The sequence below is a fragment of the Winogradskyella pacifica genome (genome assembly GCF_013403915.1).
In the GTDB taxonomy this organism is placed as follows: Bacteria; Bacteroidota; Bacteroidia; order Flavobacteriales; family Flavobacteriaceae; genus Winogradskyella; species Winogradskyella pacifica.
In genome coordinates this window covers 320232-337982 of record NZ_JABFDI010000001.1, presented here as the reverse complement: position 1 = coordinate 337982, position 17751 = coordinate 320232, and the positions used below count along the sequence as shown (strand labels likewise).

The 17751-nt window shown below is 31.6% G+C and carries 18 protein-coding genes; 1 reads left to right on the top strand and 17 read right to left on the bottom strand.

The genetic code is table 11. The annotated features are described in order from the left end of the window. Window positions 1-155: 155 nt before the first annotated feature. The 13 genes from HM984_RS01445 to HM984_RS01385 all read right to left on the bottom strand — a co-directional run bounded on the left by HM984_RS01445 (window position 156) and on the right by HM984_RS01385 (window position 12470). Window positions 156-584 (bottom strand): hypothetical protein, encoded by a 429-nt coding sequence (locus tag HM984_RS01445; protein ID WP_179347820.1) that lies wholly within the window; start codon window positions 582-584, stop codon window positions 156-158. Between the two features lie 151 nt (window positions 585-735). Next, window positions 736-1149: a type II toxin-antitoxin system VapC family toxin gene (locus tag HM984_RS01440; protein WP_179347819.1), complete on the bottom strand. Its 414-nt coding sequence runs from the start codon at window positions 1147-1149 to the stop codon at window positions 736-738. Further along, entirely contained in the window at window positions 1146-1391 is a 246-nt protein-coding gene (locus HM984_RS01435) for a DUF6364 family protein (RefSeq protein WP_115808692.1), read from the bottom strand. Before HM984_RS01435 ends, HM984_RS01440 begins: the two co-directional genes overlap by 4 nt. Window positions 1392-1605: 214 nt before the next feature. After that, window positions 1606-2814, bottom strand: a complete 1209-nt coding sequence (locus HM984_RS01430) for an aspartyl protease family protein (protein ID WP_179347818.1) — start codon at window positions 2812-2814, stop codon at window positions 1606-1608. Window positions 2815-2890: 76 nt separating this feature from the next. Further along, entirely contained in the window at window positions 2891-3673 is a 783-nt protein-coding gene (locus HM984_RS01425) for a hypothetical protein (RefSeq protein WP_179347817.1), read from the bottom strand. Window positions 3674-3730: 57 nt separating this feature from the next. Beyond that, the gene (locus tag HM984_RS01420; protein ID WP_179347816.1) at window positions 3731-4756 is read right to left on the bottom strand and encodes a hypothetical protein; all 1026 of its coding nucleotides are present in this window, start codon (window positions 4754-4756) and stop codon (window positions 3731-3733) included. 730 nt (window positions 4757-5486) lie between these two features. After that, the gene (locus tag HM984_RS01415) at window positions 5487-5987 is read right to left on the bottom strand and encodes a hypothetical protein (RefSeq protein WP_179347815.1); all 501 of its coding nucleotides are present in this window, start codon (window positions 5985-5987) and stop codon (window positions 5487-5489) included. A gap of 175 nt (window positions 5988-6162) precedes the next feature. Next, window positions 6163-7350 (bottom strand): IPT/TIG domain-containing protein, encoded by a 1188-nt coding sequence (locus HM984_RS01410; RefSeq protein WP_179347814.1) that lies wholly within the window; start codon window positions 7348-7350, stop codon window positions 6163-6165. Window positions 7351-7489: 139 nt separating this feature from the next. Then, on the bottom strand, window positions 7490-9334 hold the full coding sequence (locus tag HM984_RS01405) for a hypothetical protein (protein ID WP_179347813.1): 1845 nt from the start codon (window positions 9332-9334) through the stop codon (window positions 7490-7492). 120 nt (window positions 9335-9454) lie between these two features. Next, window positions 9455-10207: a hypothetical protein gene (locus HM984_RS01400; RefSeq protein WP_179347812.1), complete on the bottom strand. Its 753-nt coding sequence runs from the start codon at window positions 10205-10207 to the stop codon at window positions 9455-9457. Window positions 10208-10347: 140 nt separating this feature from the next. Continuing rightward, the gene (locus tag HM984_RS01395) at window positions 10348-11154 is read right to left on the bottom strand and encodes an SMODS domain-containing nucleotidyltransferase (RefSeq protein ID WP_218844996.1); all 807 of its coding nucleotides are present in this window, start codon (window positions 11152-11154) and stop codon (window positions 10348-10350) included. Window position 11155: 1 nt separating this feature from the next. Then, window positions 11156-11677: an SLATT domain-containing protein gene (locus HM984_RS01390; protein ID WP_179347810.1), complete on the bottom strand. Its 522-nt coding sequence runs from the start codon at window positions 11675-11677 to the stop codon at window positions 11156-11158. 115 nt (window positions 11678-11792) lie between these two features. After that, window positions 11793-12470 carry a DUF4145 domain-containing protein gene (locus HM984_RS01385; protein ID WP_179347809.1) on the bottom strand — a complete coding sequence of 226 codons (678 nt, stop codon included), beginning with the start codon at window positions 12468-12470 and terminating at the stop codon, window positions 11793-11795. A gap of 643 nt (window positions 12471-13113) precedes the next feature. On the opposite strand from HM984_RS01385, the gene HM984_RS01380 reads away from it, so the two are divergent. Further along, complete coding sequence (locus tag HM984_RS01380; protein ID WP_179347808.1) at window positions 13114-14172, top strand: flavin monoamine oxidase family protein; 1059 nt, start codon at window positions 13114-13116, stop codon at window positions 14170-14172. 52 nt (window positions 14173-14224) lie between these two features. Here the strand turns inward: HM984_RS01380 and HM984_RS01375 are convergent, their stop codons facing one another. From HM984_RS01375 to nhaC, 4 genes are all read right to left on the bottom strand, one after another. Further along, window positions 14225-14482: a DUF6952 family protein gene (locus HM984_RS01375; protein ID WP_020897037.1), complete on the bottom strand. Its 258-nt coding sequence runs from the start codon at window positions 14480-14482 to the stop codon at window positions 14225-14227. Window positions 14483-14798: 316 nt separating this feature from the next. After that, window positions 14799-15107 (bottom strand): thioredoxin family protein, encoded by a 309-nt coding sequence (locus HM984_RS01370; protein WP_020897038.1) that lies wholly within the window; start codon window positions 15105-15107, stop codon window positions 14799-14801. Between the two features lie 104 nt (window positions 15108-15211). Then, window positions 15212-15850 (bottom strand): peroxiredoxin, encoded by a 639-nt coding sequence (locus tag HM984_RS01365; RefSeq protein ID WP_020897039.1) that lies wholly within the window; start codon window positions 15848-15850, stop codon window positions 15212-15214. Window positions 15851-16152: 302 nt separating this feature from the next. After that, the gene (nhaC, locus tag HM984_RS01360) at window positions 16153-17622 is read right to left on the bottom strand and encodes a Na+/H+ antiporter NhaC (protein ID WP_179347807.1); all 1470 of its coding nucleotides are present in this window, start codon (window positions 17620-17622) and stop codon (window positions 16153-16155) included. Window positions 17623-17751 lie beyond the last annotated feature (129 nt).

Here is a 17751-nt window from a genome sequence, read left to right as displayed (position 1 = left end):
TCGAAAATGCAGTGCAACGGTTTTGTGTATGGTTTGTTACATGGTTTTGCAGCTAATTTAGCAAACATATACGAACCCGATAAAATTTCGAAGGAATTTTCCAAATAAGCACTTGCCAAAGTAATTAATTATACACGGTGTGGCAAATCGTATCTTTATTTCAGATTATAATTTTTCAATTCATTTTTCAATTCCTCAAGAGAATTCGGTTCAACAATTTGAGTGTCAATTATAAATTCTGTGTTTTGTGTAATTAGTTTTAAATCTCCAGCAAATTCCTTTATAGATTTTATTTCAGCTAGTTTTAGTTTTTTTGGAAATAGACTGTTTTTTATTAATTCTCCGTTTTTCAGAGTCAGATATTGTTTTCTGTTTTCAAAGTAATAAATTAAAAACATAAAAATTCCAGCTCCTATTTGTCCAATTCCAATAGATGCGAGTGAAATTTCTTTCCATTCTGAAGTAATAAAAGATAGCAAAACGAGAATAATTCCGATTGCTACAAAGAATATTCCCATTCTTGAATTACTTCTTAATCTTTCTTTTGTATATCTGATTTTCGTCATTTCTGATATGTTTGCCAACGGTTTTGTTAATGGTTTACTTCGTCTGTTCGCTGCGCTCGGGTGTTACGTAGTTTAAGCAACTAAATAATAACGGAAATCAAACTCCGTAAGTATGATTGTAAATAGGCGAGAAGCAGCAATAAATTATATACGGTGTTAGCCACTGGCATTATTTTCGAGCTAAAAATTCTTTCGCGGTTAAAATAGGAATTTTTGAGTTTTTAAAGTCTTTTTTATTACTCGTAATTATTATTTCAATTTGATTTTCTATAGCTGAGTAATACTGAAGTCCGTCCTCAAAGTCAGGGAACTTATCGTCACTTAAAGCTAATTCAGTTATTTTATCATCTAAGCTTAATACTTCTACAAGCACTTTAAATTTCCTTAATATTTCTCTCGCTTCTTTTGCTGATTTTAATTTTGTTAAGATATAGTTTGTGTTCGCAAATGTTAATGATGAAATAGCTAAAGTTAATTCTTTTTTATCCGCACGAGAAAACAAATCAGCAGCCTCGTCATAGAATTTTTCTCTTTTTGAAAGAAGGTCAATAACAATATTTGTGTCAATTAATAATCTACTCATTTGTATTTTTCAATTAAATAATCAGCGTAGGCATCTTTGACATCAAAATCTTTGTCAAGTGAAATCACACCACTTAAACTTTCAACAAGAGGTGTTATTTCGGCAGAATTTTTTTTGCGATTTGTCAGAGTCTTTAAATATGATTCGATAAGCTTCGACAAGCTAATATTATTCGATTTAGCATAGTTTTTTGCACTTTCGATAATTGTTTTGTCTAAACTTAATGTGAGTTTTTTATCCATAACATTTTTGTTTACGTACAAATTTAATAAATTATTACGTAAGTTTAATGGGTTCTGGATGTTTTTTTGCTTGTGGCCAACGTGTTACGTATATGAAATGTTGCGTGTTTGTGTGCGAGGATTTTCCGAAGGAAAATCAGACGTAGCAAACGTGCAACGACCTTTGTTTAAGCCTAAAACCAGCAATTTTTTATATACGGGTTACCACACGTATTTATTTCGGAAGCAACTGTTTTTCTGTTAATGTTATTTTCCTTTTGAGACCTTTTTCCTCAATTTCAATTTCCACATTTTTCGTAAAACGATTGTTTGTCCAATAATCATATAATTCTTGGGTGTTGAAATTTGAAACATTAATACCATTAATTGCAATTATTTGTGTGCCAAGCTCAATAGGTTTGTCTAACAAGTAATTGTCCTCATAGGAATATATAATAATTGTATTTTGCTCATAATTTGGATGAAAGAATATTTGGTGTTCAGTTAATATATCGTCATTAAAATAAGAATTTTGGTCTAAATAAAAAATCTCATTTGCCCAATCTAAAGTAATTGTAAATTTCTCAAAAAAAGTATTACCAATTAAATTTGATGCATTCTCTTTAAATGTAACAATTTGATTAGAAAGTTTAATGTCGTTAAGTAATTGTATTGAAAGCAATGAGTTGTATTTAGTGCTTTTAGTTATTCCATTCGCATTTACACTAGTTAGTCCCGTTGTAGTAACATATGGTATGTTTTTTTTTGAATTTAGTTTATTAAAAAGAGATAAGTTAGCACTTATATTTCCACTGAAACCCGTGTCGAATGTGTATGAATCTTCAATTCCATTTAGTTTTATTTTGATTTTCGCATTTCCATATTTGCCAGAATTTGTTTTAAAAATTTTTGAATTACCACCAATGTTAAAATTATCAATCTTATCTGATATACGAATAACTTTATTTTTATAATCAATTTGCCATTTTGCTTTCCTCATTAAATTATTTCCAATTATTCCATAATATGTATCTGGTCCTAAAAACTGATAATAATGCGTAAAATCGGAAGAATATGCACCGATATTTTTAAAATCAATTTTTCCTATTTTAATATTGGAAATTGATAGGTATTCATTTGAAGTTATAGTTTTATTAGCATCAGATATTCTGCCCTTAACGTTGTTTGATTTATAGCTAATTTCATTTATAATATTAGGGTCAATAGTTGTTAATTCATTTCCTGTATCGAATATGAAACTATAATTTTTATTATTAATTTCTACTTCGATTATGATTTGATTTTTAACAAATTTAAATGGAATTTCTTCAGTATAATTTTCTTGTTCAACTTTTCCTTGGGTTACTGTTTTTAACCTCTTTAGAGAAGAACAGCTTAAGAAATTGATTGCTATAAAAAATAGAATAAAGTTGTTTTTTGTCATATGTGTGGTAACGTGTTACACAAAGTATTATACAGCTCATACCCCGTAAATTAAAAAGGGTATAAGTCAACTATGCCTAATTTCTGTTCATTACTTCTATTTGAAATTTAGTAGCCCTAAAAGCCATTTCTAGGCCTTTGAGATTACTATCTGCTTTATTGGTTTCAATTAAGGTGTCTAAATAGTCTACTTGCTTCTTAATACTTTTGGTATTTCTTTTAAAGATATGATATTTTAATAATATTAATTGGGAGGTAATATTATCTATGAGATCGGTTTCTTTTAGCGCTTCGTCAATTGTGCTTTTAATTTTAGTATCATTTTCGGTGCGTTCGTCAAAGAGATAGGCATTTGCTAGATCGGACTTGCTCAAAACGGAATAATCACTTTCCCCAGACATATCTTTTCGATAGGTCATTTTGTTATCATTGAGAAAATACCATCTGGTGTAGGAGTCATTTTCCATTTTGATCTCCTTTTCAAATTTCCGCTCTTTTGTATTCCAATTGGTAAAGGCAATTAATAGTTCGGTACCATCCTCTTTTTTTAAGATGGCCATTTTGATTAAATAGTTTCTGTCGCCAGGTTTTTTAATCTCAATTTCTAAAGGCGTCTCTACAGAAACATATGTTTTTATGGCTTTTAGTATTGTTGAGACCTCTTCTGGGCTTGCCGTTGGACATAAATTCTCTCTCAAGAATAAATCGATATATAAATAATGGGTGAGATAGAAGTCATCCATTTTTAGGTAGTTGGCTTCTTTAAGGTGTTCGGACTTTATTTTGATATTGTCAGATTGCGCGAAGCCAATGCTGGTGGTTAAGATAAGTAGTAGCGCTATGTGTAATATTTTGTGCATGTTTTTTGTTTTGGGTAATAATGGTGTCTTAAAATTCAGAGTTCCTTAATTTACAACTTAATCTATATTATCAATATAAGTGACCTTAAAATAACCATCAGTAATAGTTCTATCTTCAATTTCAGAATTTTCAATGTAAAATGTGCCTTCAATAACGTTTGTGTCTTCGTTGTGATTACTAATAGAAATATAAGAATCATTAGATTGATCCGGGTTATTACTCAATAAATTTTCAGGAATGTTAATTCTATTCTCAAAACTGATTCCCACAGATTGAGAGCTGCCGTCTGGTTGATATACATAATCAGTTCCAGTTTTTACATCTGAAGGGATTGAAATAGTTAATCTTCCAAAGTTGCCATCATACCCCTGAATTCTAATTTTATCGATACCTGAAGATTGTGATCTGCGAGAATCAGGAGATCCTGGATCGTCAGTGACCATACGAAAACCATCAACTCTAGCTGAAATTATATTTATATCAGGATTCTCGTCTTCAGTTCTATCAATATAGGGGAGGCTAAACATTCCGTTTTCTAATTCAACACTCTTTAATTCGCCAGTCGTAACATCTATCCATCGAAATAAAGTGCCACTAAACGTTCCTGAGACTGTTTTATTTTGGGTATCTAAATTTGTAATATTAATTTCACCAACTTGGTTGCTCGCTAAAACATCACAGCCATATACGCCCGAGTAATATTCTGAAGAAGCGGTTGTATTCTCGTTGGTATCATTAGAATTAAAATAATAGAGATTCGTTTCTAAATGATCTTGTAACGTTCCTATTTTATATAGTCCTGTCGCAATTGGATCTTCGAGAAAGGTTTCTCCAATAGTTAACTTTAATGACGTATTGAGATTAAAATCAGTACCACTTATAACTAATCGCTTATTATCCCATAACGTCACCTCAACAAAAGCTGTTATTTCATTTGACGTATTTCCATAATCGAATACCTGTCCATCTATGGTTGCTTTAAAAATAGTTTGTTGTACGTCTGTAGTTTCGTCTTCACTAGTTACGCAGCTAACAACGCTTACTACTAGTGCTAATAAAGCTATTTTAAATAGTTTTTTCATGCCATTGGTTTTTATCTTAATTGAATCTTTTTCTATGATAGGTGTTCGATACACCGAATTTAGTAAATATATAACGAATAGACACGAACACAACGAACAGGTGATGCAAACTCTACTTGGATTTACATAAGTCGCTTTGTTCTAGTAATTAATGTTTGCATTAATCCAAAATAGTCGTGAAAGCATTTATAGCATTAAAGAAAAAACAATAATATTAGAAGAAGATATTGTATCGCTTGATGAAGTTAACATCATGAATCCTAAACGCTATGTAGAACTCGCCTTTAAAAATTTAAAAGCGTACCCAGGTCACATAATCGTCAAACCCTTCTATAGTATCAAAAAACAACGTGATTTCTTGTAAGTTGGAGAGATACGTTGGTTTTTGGTATTTTTTGTTGTCTATTAATTTTAGATATATAATTATAAAACTGGCTAGTATTATAAACAGGGTAATCAAGATCCAAGTCATATTTTTATGTTATGTTTTTCAGATTGATTACGTATGTCTTTATCCAAAGACAAGAGGTCTTGCCTTTTGGTCCCTAGATGATTAAGGAACTAATTTAGTAAATAAAAATGGAATAGGGGATTTGTGTGGATTTTTGGAAGTAGGCTTAAACAACCAAAGCATTATATACCGTTTAAGTTTAAAACTCATTAAATTTAATGCTATCAAATAATAAGAATTCATATATTTTTATAGTGTTTATAAGAATAAAAGGTCTAATTATGCCCAAAATTTCCAAAAAGGGCGCTTTTTAACTGTTTTAATTTCTTCTTGATTATTGTTTAAATGGTCCAGAAATTGACCAAGTGTTTTTATATCATCACTTGCATATTCGATATATACATTTAAGGATTTTTCAAATTCCATTTGTAACTCAATGATAAATAGTTGACCGTTTACTAAAGCATTCGGTCCAAAGACGTCAAAAACGTCTTTAAATGTATAACTATAACCTTCTTTGAGAATATGGTCGAGAGAAATGTTTAAAAATTGATTTCCAGAAGGAGCAAATTCACCTAACGGCTCTATCATTAATTCACTTGAATTTGACTCTAAGAATTTTGAGATATCTACATGTTTTAAATCTAATCCATCCTTTTTGACAATTATTAATAAAACAAGCATATCAATATCTGTTGTTGGCAAAATAAAATCTTCAAGATATTTGAGGTTATCATTATCTGATAAAATTTTATTTTTTAACTCTAAAAATGTAATCATATGTGTTTCTTAGTGTTCTAATAATGGATTGTAATAATTTTGTTTTAAGTCTAGCAACTAATTTGGCAAATACAAACTGAATAGAAAATTTGTTAGGGTTTTGCTAATGTCAGGTCGCTACGCTCGTGTTGTAAGTAGGCTAGAACGAAATAAAATACAACATTGTAACACGTATTTATTGGTTTTTAATGATTAAATCATCAAAGGAAGTTCCGTTAATTAAAAAGGAGTTGGGTATAGTTATATTGGTTGTATTTCCATTATCTAAATTGATTCGAATTATTTTAGGAGAGCTGCTATTTTCAAAGACAATATATTCGTTATTATTAGAATGATAGACAGCGCCTCTAGTTTCTCCTTGTAAATTTATATTAGTACCTATGTATGTGAGATTACCATTATCAATATCTATTTTGGCAATTTTATTTTCAGAATAGTGATATATGTATAAATTATCATTATCATCAATTATTAAGTCATCAAACGAGGTTCCATTAGTTAAAAAAGAGTTGGGTATAGTTATATTGGTTGTATTTCCATTATCTAAATTGATTCGAACTATTTTAGGAGAGTTACTATTTACAAAAACAATGTATTCGTTATTGGTAGAATGATAAGCAGCTCCTCTAGTTTCTCCTTGTATATTTATATTAGTGCCTATGTATGTAAGATTACCATTATCAATATTTATTTTGGCAATTTTATTTTCAGAATAGTGATAAATGTATAAATTATCGTTATCATCAATTATTAAGTCATCAAACGAAGTTCCATTAGTTAAAAAGGAGTTGGGGATAGTTATATTGGTTGTATTTCCATTATCTAAATTGATTCGGACTATTTTAGGAGAGTTACTATTTACAAAGACAATGTATTCGTTATTGTTAGAATGATAAACAGCTCCTCTAGTTTCTCCTTGTATATTTATATTAGTACCTATGTATGAAAGATTACCATCATCAATATTTATTTTGGCAATTTTGTTTTCAGAATCGTGATAAATGTATAAATCATTAATAATTGTATTGTTAATTATTTCAATACTTCCGATAATTTCTGTTTGATTATTAAAAGTTAAAGATATATCACCTGAAATAGTATTTTCGGGGATTTCAACTTTTATAAAATTACTGTTAATTTCAATTATTGTTGCCGTTAAATTTTCAGTAAATTTAATTGTATAGTTTTCATTTGTTAAGAATCCATTTCCATTGATTGTCAAAATATCTCCGATTTCAGCATTATGAGGGGTAATAGTAATATTGGTCGGAAATTCATTTTGTTGTTGTGATTCAGTAGAATCATCGTTAGAACAAGAAAGCATGATTCCTAGAATAAGTAATAAATTTATTAATTTTTTCATATTTTTTTATTTGTGTTTTAAAGTGTGTATATAGTTTATTGTAGCAAATACAAACTGAATAGAAAATTTGCTAGGTTTTTTGCAAGTAGGCTAGGACTAGCAATGAATTAAATACAGTGTTAGCCACTGGTTTTTCCTTTTACTTACTTAACGCTTTAATTATGCGTTCCTCGTTTATTATTATATCTCGGAATAAAACGTGTGGAAATTCTGTGTATTTCGATGTTTTGAAAGCTTCCAAAATATTCAATAGCGTAGACGCAGTAATTAATGATAAATTCATTTCTGTGTCCATTTCGCAATCTGTTACAAAATCATCACTAAACTCTGGTGCAATAAGTAATATTTTTACAATACGTAAATCATTTTTAAGAGCTACATTTTGATACGATTTTAATTGTCTTGAAACTGTACTGAATTTGTTATACCCTCTTTCTTTACTTGTTTTGCATTCTACGATAATAATTTCGTTATTATTTAAGTTTAAAAGAATATCTATCATATCTTTCTTGGTATTCAGCTGATTTTTTAATGTGTCATCAACATTAAAACCTAATCCTTCAAAAATAATTTTGGTCAATTCTTCAAATTTTAAACCTAGTTCACTTTCTTTTACCGTAATTCCGTTTTCTTTTAATAGATTAAGATTTCTGTAAGCAACATTTTCAAAATTCTCTAAATATAAATTCTCAACGTCTTTATAATGTTCAAGAATATTTAAAATATCATCGCCTCGTTGCTTTATACCATTGTCTTTTATGAATATGGTTAGATCTGTTTTTACAATTAAATCCAATATATCCCTGGGTTTAATGTTATAATCGAGTAGAAAATCTGCTTTTAAAACGAACTCTTCTTGTAGCTCAAATTGCTCTTTTATTTGCTTATTTAATTTGGGAAGTGATTGGTTTAATTCAGTTAATAATTTGTCAAAACCATCTAAAGATATTCCAACTTTTTCATCGCGTTCAACATTTTCAAAATGCTCTATTAGGCTATTAATCTTTTCCTCTAAAACACTTCCTTTAAGATTTGAAATATTTAAACCTTTCTCACAAAGCTCGTTTAAGGTTTTTTTCTTATCCGTTAATGTACTTCCTGGTTTGTATATGTCTTCTAAAAGCAAATTTGTAAATGAAACGCCTTCTTTTATGATTTCTTCAATTTTTTGAGCATAGGATAATTTTCTATCTATATTATGTTCTCTAGCAATTTGATTAATTATTGGCTCTCTTAAAAGCTTTAAAGTTCTACGGTAGAATTTTTCTGCAACTTCTTTCTCTCTTACTCTACGTAACATTCTGACCATTTCGTCAGCAACATAGATTGTATTCTCTTTATTTGAAAAGAAAATGATCCCAATATTTTTTAGTCCTTTTATGACCTCTTGAATGTCTATTGTTTTGGCAGGTAAAATAGAATAATTAATCAGCTTGATTTCTTCTTGGGACAGTCCTAATTGTTTTGAAAGTGTTAGGATAATTGATAATTCGTCAGAAGATATTCTTGAATCCCTATTGTTTTCAATATCATTATGATAGGCTGTATGTAAACAAGCTTTATAAATTTTATAATCTCTTTTTTTAGTCTCACTTAATTCGGACTTATCGTTACTAGAATCAGTAGTGAGATTTTTAATTCTGCTATTCAGATGTTTTATTTCTTTTTCGTACAATCGAGAAAACCAATCTTGTTTCATTATACAGTTTCCATCACGAATTATGATATCAATTAAAATATCTAATTGAGACGTTATTTCCTGAAATTCACATTTAATGTGTTCTTGAAATTCTCCTGAGGTTAGTTCAAATATTCTAGATATATTTTGATTATCAACTGATTTTAATCCTTTATCTGAAGAACTTAAAATTTTCTGGATTTCTTTTGAGTTTTTTGGATTTTTAGATATGATATTATCGATTATCTTAATGAATGAGTTCTTTTCAATGGAACCGAGTTTATCTAAAATTTTCTCTAATTTCATAGTGTTTAGTTGTTTATTATTTGGCTTTTAATTGAACGTTGTTGTATATGATTTGATGCAAGGATTTTCGCAATTAGGCTAGAACTAGCAAAAAATTATATACGGTGTTTGTAGTAGTTATTATAATTTATTAGCTGCAACTTTGAGCCAAATATCTTTAAGCTCTTTTCTGCTAATATTAAACTTTTTCATAATAATCGGGTCAGATTCTTCATCTTGCATATCCCAATATTTTTCGCTCATTATTTCATTGTAAATTTCTAATTCTCTTTTTGTCGGTAAATCAGATTTAGATATGTTCCCAACTTTATCTTTGATGATAATATCAAATTTGTAATTCGTTCGTATGTTATTTTTTGCGATTTCAGGTGTTACGTTTCCCGTTTTTGCATTAGGCGACCAAAGTAATTTTCCATAAGTATAACCAGTTCCAATATCGTTTTTATCATCATAAGCAAATATTAGGATTTCATCAATATCTTTATCTTCTTCAGTTTTTTCATAAACAATGGATTTTAAAGTGTTGTCAAGGCTCTCTTTTGAAATGTCAAATGGAACAACAATTGAAACAGTTAATCTTATAAACTTTGGAATATCTTTTAGTTCTTGTCTTGAGTAATCAGATAATTTTTGAGTCATTGCTTTCGCGCTTGAAAATTCAGATTCCTCAATTGTAAAAGTCGAAATTTTTGTAGAGTCAAAATCTGTTTTATATTTTGATTCAAATTTTGAAGTTTCTAATTCCGGTTCCGTCTTTTTGTCGTTTTTCGTTTCGTTGCAACTCATTAAAATCAGAATTGGCAAAATCCATAATATTCTTTTCATTTCTAAACTTTTTGTATTGTGTTCATCGGTTTCTTTAATTAATGCCAATGGTTTTGTGTATAGAAAGTTGCGGGTTTGTGTGCGAGGAATTTCCGAAGGAATAATACGTTACAAACACGCAACGCCCTTTGATTACGCACTAAACCGCAATTATTTTTATATGGTATTGTATGCCGTTTTTTATTTTGTTATCCATATGGTAAAACTCTATGAAGCCATCTTTTAGCTTCGTCCGTTTCATATTCATCTAAACATTCTTTCACCTTTCCAATATTGTATTTTAAACTAGTTACTTTATCCTTTTTAGTTTGGGGGGCGTTCCATTCAGTCGATAATTGACCTACTGCATAGAAAAAACCGCTTTGAACGTTATCGTTAAAGTAATTAAGTCCTGTAATGTAAAGTTCTAATTTGTAAGAATCGAAAGGATACCCATTATTACAATTCCAAGCTTTCATTAATCTAACTATAGGACGAACTACTTGATTATATTTTGTGTTTGCCTCTGTTAATTTTGTTTTCACATCACTTGGGTCAGTAATTTTCCAACCATAATCTCCAGGTATGTAAAGTGTTGAACTCCATATTTGAGTTTCCTCTTTTGCAGGAACAAGGTCATAATGGATATTTCCAAGTCTTATTGTAACAGTTGGAAAAGACCTAACTACTTCTGAGCCATATCTATCTTTATAATATTTGTCTCCGAAATCTTTTAACCAACCACGATAAGTCTCTGGTGTTCTTTCGTATTGAGTATGATTAAACACTACCATAATATCTATATCAGATTTGCTATCAATAGACCTAGGAAGAATTGTATCTCTATCGTAAGAACCGAATACAAATCTTCGTTTAATTAAAATTCCCAATTCTTTATCCAAGTTGGCGAGAAGATTATTTTTCGATGCATTTATTCTTGTAATTTCTGCAGAGTCTTTTTTTAAATAAAATGAGTAAGACAAACCTCTTAAGTAAGAGTCAATAGAGCTTGCCATATTATAATTCTAATTCGTTTTCGGTATAAGACTCTTCGCCTGATTCTATTCCTTTTTTAGCAAGTTGATAATCAGAATTACTCGTTGGAAAAGATTCAGACTCTATATTTATGTCTTCTATTTCTGATGCAATTTCTTCGATACTTTCTATCAAATGTTTGTCTTTGATAGCATCATCATCAATATATGCTTGAAGTCTATCACATTTTTTCATAATAGCTAAATATTTGTTTCCAACTCTTCTATGACCTTCAACTTTTTTTTGAAGATTCAAGAATGTTTGAAATCCACTTAAAAGTGCTGCTATTAGTGCTAAAACTAATGGTACATATTTCACCCAATTTGTTACCTCATCTGTCAGAACGTAAAATAAGAGAGAACCTGTCAGTACATTAAGGACTATTAATGGAATTCCTATCCAGTAATGTTGTTTTTCTTTTCTGTCGGCAGCATTAAAGTGTTTTTTCTTCCCGTAAAGAGAATCGACTTTTATCCTTTTTATCTTGTCTTTTGTGTTTTTCATTGGTTTTGTTCAAATGATATACAACGTTGTTGTATATGGTTTGTTGCGAGGATTTTCGTAAGTAAGCTCGAACTAACTATTAATTATACACGCCGTTGCCAATAGTACTTTTTATTTAGATACCGTTCCTTGTCATAAAATCAATTACACTTTGAAGCATTAATTCAACTTGCTCTTTCGTGTATTCTCCATATTTTCCGTGTGCAGCTTTATTCCTTAAGTCTAACCAAGCTGTTACATTCTTTTGGTCAAGTTTATTATAAATAGTCGCTTTGGTTAATTCAGCGTTTAACAAGTCAGCTCTTTTTGGTATTTGTTTTCCAGCTTTTTCAGATGTAATATCAATTCCATTTTTCACACAAAGTTGTCTTAAATGTTCTTCTAAAACACTTCCAATCATAACAGCAGACGCATCTTTATAATTTTCATTCAGCAAATGTTCAGCCATTTCGATGAAATCAGTAAAAATTTCGGCTGACAAAAGTCCGCGAATAGTATTTAACCAACCTTGTTCAATTTCGGTTTTTATCGAAGTTAGTATTCCTCTGCCTGTTTTTGCTTCAAATGGTGTTGCTCGATGGCAGTCGTTAAAAAAACTCTCATAATAAGGATGGTCTTTCGTGTATAAATTTAAAATGAAAGACAAAGAAGCATTTCTAAATTCGTTAAATTGCTCATTGTCAACGTATGATGTCGAGAATGTTCCAGTTCCTCTTCTTTCGGTTCGTAAAACATTATCTGCCAATTCAATTAATTGGTTAATTCGTATTTTTAATTTTTCTTCTGTGTTCATTTTTCGGTATTATTGGCAAATAATTATATGATAACTTCTATCACTCATATCTCACTAATTAGGCAGGTAACAGCAAGTGTTTTAAATATTTAAAGTCATGAGCCACGAAGTTAATTCTATTTCTTATAAAAACTATACGTAAAGTTACGTACAGCTTCTCTTCGTCAAAAGCTAAGTTAAAACCTTCTATTCTAATTAACTTACGGTAAACCGTAATCACCAATTAATAAAAATCGAGACTCTATAAAAACCAAAACTCATCTTGTTTATGCAACGTGGTTTTAATAGATTTAATGCTATAGTCTTTGTTAGTGTTTTCTATGAATTGTTTTATTAGAGGTCGTTTCATTGCTGATGGTGTTTTTGGGTTATAAAGAGGTTTCGACTTACGTTGTAAGCTATCTTCGCTCAACATATATTTTGATCTCGTTAATGCTCAACCTGACAAATAGGTTTAGACTGTGTTCAACCTTTTATAGAGGTTTCGACTTACGTTGTAAGCTATCTTCGCTCAAAATGTATTTTGATCTCGCTAATGCTCAACCTGACATTTTTGATTTATAAAGTTTAGGTTGCTTACGACTAGACGTTCATCCATAAAAATTATAGGTGGATTACGGTTAACTTATATATCTTTGATATAATGAATAAAAGCATCGTTATAATAGGAGCAGGGCTTTCGGGATTATATTTAGGGTATCTCCTTAAAAAAGCAGGTTTTACTATTAAAATAGTAGAAGCTAATGATCGCATTGGTGGCCGCATTTTTACAAAAAAGACCCATGACACCCCTGTAGAATTAGGTGCTACTTGGCTTTGGAAGTATAATAAAGAGTTAATGGCGTTGTGCCAGGAGTTAAAGCTGACTTTATTTGAACAAGCTATGGCTGGAGAGGCTTTGTTTGAAGCCACAACTGCTAGTACAGTACAACGTTTTAAGCTTCCTGCGAATCAGGATATTAGTTATAGAATTGCAGGAGGTACACTAGCGCTATTAGAGCAATTAGCGGCTCATTTTTCTGAAGACGAACTCCTACTGAATGCTACCGTAAAAACCATTAAGGAGCAGGGTAACGCCATTGAAGTTATTACGGAACATTCTACATTTATAGCCGATAGTGTGGTGTCTACAATGCCGCCTCAGCTTTTAGTGAATTCTATTCATTTTCCTGTAGCATTAGATGATGAACTCGTGGACGTGGCCAACCATTGCCATACTTGGATGAAAGATTCTATAAAATTTGCAGTCGTTTATAAAACTCCCTTCTGGAAAAAGAAAGGCTTATCTGGCACCGGTTTTAGTCATGTTGGTCCGTTTACAGAAATTTACGATCATTCGGATGTCGCTCATAAAAGGTTTGCCTTAATGGGATTTTTGAATGGCAACTTAGCTGCAGAAACAAAAGCTCAGCGAGAAGTGTTAGTTAAACATCAGCTTTTAAAGTTTTTTGGCGACGATGGCGAAAACTATTTGTCTTACGAAGAAATGGTTTGGAGTCAAGCGCCGCTAACGACTACAGCAACTGATACGTATTTAAATCCGCATGCCAACAATGGCCATCCTATTTTTCAAAACATGTATTTGAATGGTAAATTTATAGTTGCAGGTTCTGAAACCTCACCTAGTTATGGTGGTTATATGGAAGGAGCTATTTATAGAGGGCATCAAATAGCACTTTTATTAAAAACGACGTTTCTGTAAACTAAAAAATCTCAAGCTTGTACTTGAGATTTCAATAGTGGTTTCAATATGTTTATTTATCAATAGACCCTAAGACACGTTTCATAAAATTATTAACGGCATCTTTTTTAGTGGCTCCATCTTTAATCATTTTATTGACTTCAATGGCACCATACATATTAGAGATTAATTCTCCAATAACGTCGAGCTCTTCATCTTTTAAAGACGGTACTTCGGTTAAGGCCTCAAGCGTTTCAATAGTTTCAATGATGTAATCTTCGTCATTGTCTTCTATGAATTGCGTTAAATGTTTTATTACGGGTAGTTTCATTGCTGATGGTGTTTTGTGTTATTAAGAGGTTTCGACTGCGCTCAACCTGACAGGTTTCGACTTACGCTGTAAGCTATCTTCGCTCAAAATACATTTTGATCTCGTTAATGCTCAACCTGACAGATAGGTTTCTACTGTGTTGAACCTGCTATAGAGGTTTCGACTGCGCTCAACCCGACATACATGTTTCGATTGTATTTAACCTGTTATAGAGGTTTCGACTTACGATGTAAGCTATCTTCGATCAACATGTATTTTGATCTCGCTAATGCTCAACCTGACAGGTTTCGACTGTGCTCAACCTAAAAATTGTGTGTTACACAGCGTCGTCAACCAGTTCTTTTAAAACATCGAACTTGTTTGTTTGTACTTGACTTTTAAATTCACCGTTTTTGAATGTTGCAAAGGTTGGTAAATTATCTACCGTTGCTAATTTTCTACTTTCAGGAAATTTTTCAGCATCAGCGATAACAAAGGTTGCGCCTTCGTGTTCTGTTGCTAATTTCTTAAACTTAGGTTTCATTATTCTACAATTTCCACACCACGTCGCTGAATATTGTACGATCACTGTATCGTTACTATTGATAATCTCTTGTAGATTATCTTGTTCTAATTCTTGTATCATAGTTTTTGTTTTATACGTCATTGCGAACAACGTGAAGCAATCTCTATCTTAATAAACAGATTGCCACGCTTTGCTCGCAATGACATAAATTTTAAACTTTTAGATTAATGAGATGCTAAATAAGCAGCAGTTCCTTTTGCGTTGGCTTGCATTGCTTCTTTACCTTCTTCCCAGTTTGCAGGACAAACTTCACCTTTTTCTTGTACGTGCGTTAAGGCATCGATAATTCTCAAGTATTCGTTAACGTTTCTACCTAATGGCATGTTGTTAACGCTTTCGTGTTGAATGGTTCCTTCTTCGTCAATGATGTACGTAGCTCTGTATGTTACGTTATCACCTTCAACAGTTACTAAACCAGTTTCTTCATCAAATTGTTCGTTGAAAATATCTAAAATCCCTAATGCTGACGCTAGGTTACGGTTAGAATCTGCTAAAATTGGGTATGTTACGCCTTCAATTCCACCATTATCTTTAGATGTGCTTAACCAAGCAAAGTGTACTTCAGCTGTGTCACAAGACGCACCAATTACAAGGGTGTTTCTTTTTTCGAATTCACCTAAAGCGGCTTGAAATGCGTGTAATTCTGTTGGACAAACAAAAGTGAAATCTTTTGGGTACCAGAATAATACTACTTTTTTATTGTTATTACGTGCTTCTTCTAGAACGTTCACTTTAAAAGTGTCGCCCATATCATTCATTGCGTTTACGTCTAAATCTGGAAATTTTCTTCCTACTAATGCCATGTTTTTATAGTTTTAAATTGATTACTAATTTTATGAATTCATTTAAGTTTTTTTTTGTTGAAGCGAAACAGGATTATTTTTTACTCAATTGAAGTCTTTTTTGAACTGCATAGTATCGCTACGGAGTAATAAAAAGACAAAGAGTGAGTGAAAAAGAACATGTTGTAGCCAATTGAAAAAAGCTTAAATCAATTCTCGACAAAGATACTTTTCATTAGTGAATTAATACGTTAAGCAAATTTTAATTTTTTATAAAGCAATAGATTTTGGCTATACTTAATTTTATTTTGAATAAATAAAAACTATTTAGCTTTTAGCATCTTAATTTTGAGATTTAAGGCTGCAAATAATAAGGTTGTAAAAGGACTTAACCAGTTAAAAATAGCATAGCCAATATATTCGCCTACACCGACACCTAAAACACCACTTTGGTAAGCACCACAGGTATTCCAAGGAATTAGAACAGAGGTTACAGTACCAGAATCTTCGAGTGTACGACTTAAGTTTTCTGGTGCTAAGCCTTTATCCTCATAGGCTTGCTTAAACATTTTTCCTGGAATAACAATGGCTAAATACTGGTCTGATGCAATAAGGTTTAAGCCTAAACAACTTAAAACGGTACTGGCAAATAATCCGAATATAGACGTAGCGATGGTTAGTAAGGCTTTTGTGATTCGGGCAAGTGCTCCGATGCCATCCATGATACCACCAAAAATCATGGCACATATAATTAAGTAGATGGTCCAAAGCATACCATTCATTCCTCCAGATGAGAACAAATCGTTTAATTTAGGATTATCTGTAATGATAGCTGTATCGGTAAGAATTGAATTTGTAATGGCCGTAAATTTAGATTCAGACAGCCCCTCTAAAATAGTACCTTGAAACACAAATGCAAAGATGATTGCTAAGACAATTCCGGACGCTAATGCTATTAAAGGTTTTGTCTTTAGTAAGATTAAGGTCACTACACCAACAGGCACTAAAAATAACCATGGTGAGATATTAAAGGTTTGATCTATAGACGCGAGGAGGTTGCTGATATCCGCACTTCCGGTTGTATCTATATTGAAACTTATAATTCCGAAAACAATTAAGGTGATAACAATTGTAGGTACGGTTGTAATGGCCATGTATTTAATGTGCGTAAACAAATCCGTGCCAGCCATAGCAGGCGCTAAGTTGGTGGTATCACTTAAGGGCGACATTTTATCTCCAAAATACGCTCCGGATATCACGGCTCCGGCAATCATCCCCGGATTAATACCTAATGCGGTTCCGATACCAACTAAAGCAATACCAACCGTTGCAGAGGTGGTCCAAGAACTCCCTGTAGCAATTGAGATGACAGCGGCGATAATAACGGAAGCAGGTAAGAATATTTCGGGACTTAAAACTTGTAAACCATAATAGACCATAGCGGGGATGACACCACTAACGAGCCATGTACCAGCTAAGGCTCCGACTAAGAATAAAATCATGATCGGCACAAACACACTTCTCAGATTTTCCCAGACCTCTTTTAGCATAACACTGAGACTCACTTTATTAAAAAAGCCAACAACGGCAGCCACCGCGCCACCTAATACTAAAATAATTTGATTGGTATACGCGCCAAGCCATTCTTGGTCTTCAACGAAAAAGATGTTATAGGCTAACATGGCCATTAGAATTACAACAGGTATAAGTGCTTCAAAAAAACTAAGTTCTTTATTGTCAATAATTACTTGTTCTTCTGTTTTAATCTCACTTAGGTTGTCGTTTTCTTGCATTTTCGTTCAGTTTAGTGTCGTAATGTTACGATTTTGTTAAGCCATTTGCAAATGGAATACTAATGATAGAATAGGATGCAAAAAAAAGGTTAGACGCTTACTGTTATATAAGAATCTAACCTTTAAATA

Excerpts from the sequence above, each read along its gene's own strand:
- HM984_RS01440 (WP_179347819.1), bottom strand. The coding sequence starts at position 1,149 with ATGAGTAGATTATTAATTGACACAAATATTGTTATTGACCTTCTTTCA.
- HM984_RS01435 (WP_115808692.1), bottom strand. The coding sequence starts at position 1,391 with ATGGATAAAAAACTCACATTAAGTTTAGACAAAACAATTATCGAAAGT.
- HM984_RS01430 (WP_179347818.1), bottom strand. The coding sequence starts at position 2,814 with ATGACAAAAAACAACTTTATTCTATTTTTTATAGCAATCAATTTCTTA.
- HM984_RS01425 (WP_179347817.1), bottom strand. The coding sequence starts at position 3,673 with ATGCACAAAATATTACACATAGCGCTACTACTTATCTTAACCACCAGC.
- HM984_RS01420 (WP_179347816.1), bottom strand. The coding sequence starts at position 4,756 with ATGAAAAAACTATTTAAAATAGCTTTATTAGCACTAGTAGTAAGCGTT.
- HM984_RS01415 (WP_179347815.1), bottom strand. The coding sequence starts at position 5,987 with ATGATTACATTTTTAGAGTTAAAAAATAAAATTTTATCAGATAATGAT.
- HM984_RS01410 (WP_179347814.1), bottom strand. The coding sequence starts at position 7,350 with ATGAAAAAATTAATAAATTTATTACTTATTCTAGGAATCATGCTTTCT.
- HM984_RS01405 (WP_179347813.1), bottom strand. The coding sequence starts at position 9,334 with ATGAAATTAGAGAAAATTTTAGATAAACTCGGTTCCATTGAAAAGAAC.
- HM984_RS01395 (WP_218844996.1), bottom strand. The coding sequence starts at position 11,154 with ATGGCAAGCTCTATTGACTCTTACTTAAGAGGTTTGTCTTACTCATTT.
- HM984_RS01390 (WP_179347810.1), bottom strand. The coding sequence starts at position 11,677 with ATGAAAAACACAAAAGACAAGATAAAAAGGATAAAAGTCGATTCTCTT.
- HM984_RS01385 (WP_179347809.1), bottom strand. The coding sequence starts at position 12,470 with ATGAACACAGAAGAAAAATTAAAAATACGAATTAACCAATTAATTGAA.
- HM984_RS01380 (WP_179347808.1), top strand. The coding sequence starts at position 13,114 with ATGAATAAAAGCATCGTTATAATAGGAGCAGGGCTTTCGGGATTATAT.
- HM984_RS01375 (WP_020897037.1), bottom strand. The coding sequence starts at position 14,482 with ATGAAACTACCCGTAATAAAACATTTAACGCAATTCATAGAAGACAAT.
- HM984_RS01370 (WP_020897038.1), bottom strand. The coding sequence starts at position 15,107 with ATGATACAAGAATTAGAACAAGATAATCTACAAGAGATTATCAATAGT.
- HM984_RS01365 (WP_020897039.1), bottom strand. The coding sequence starts at position 15,850 with ATGGCATTAGTAGGAAGAAAATTTCCAGATTTAGACGTAAACGCAATG.
- nhaC (WP_179347807.1), bottom strand. The coding sequence starts at position 17,622 with ATGCAAGAAAACGACAACCTAAGTGAGATTAAAACAGAAGAACAAGTA.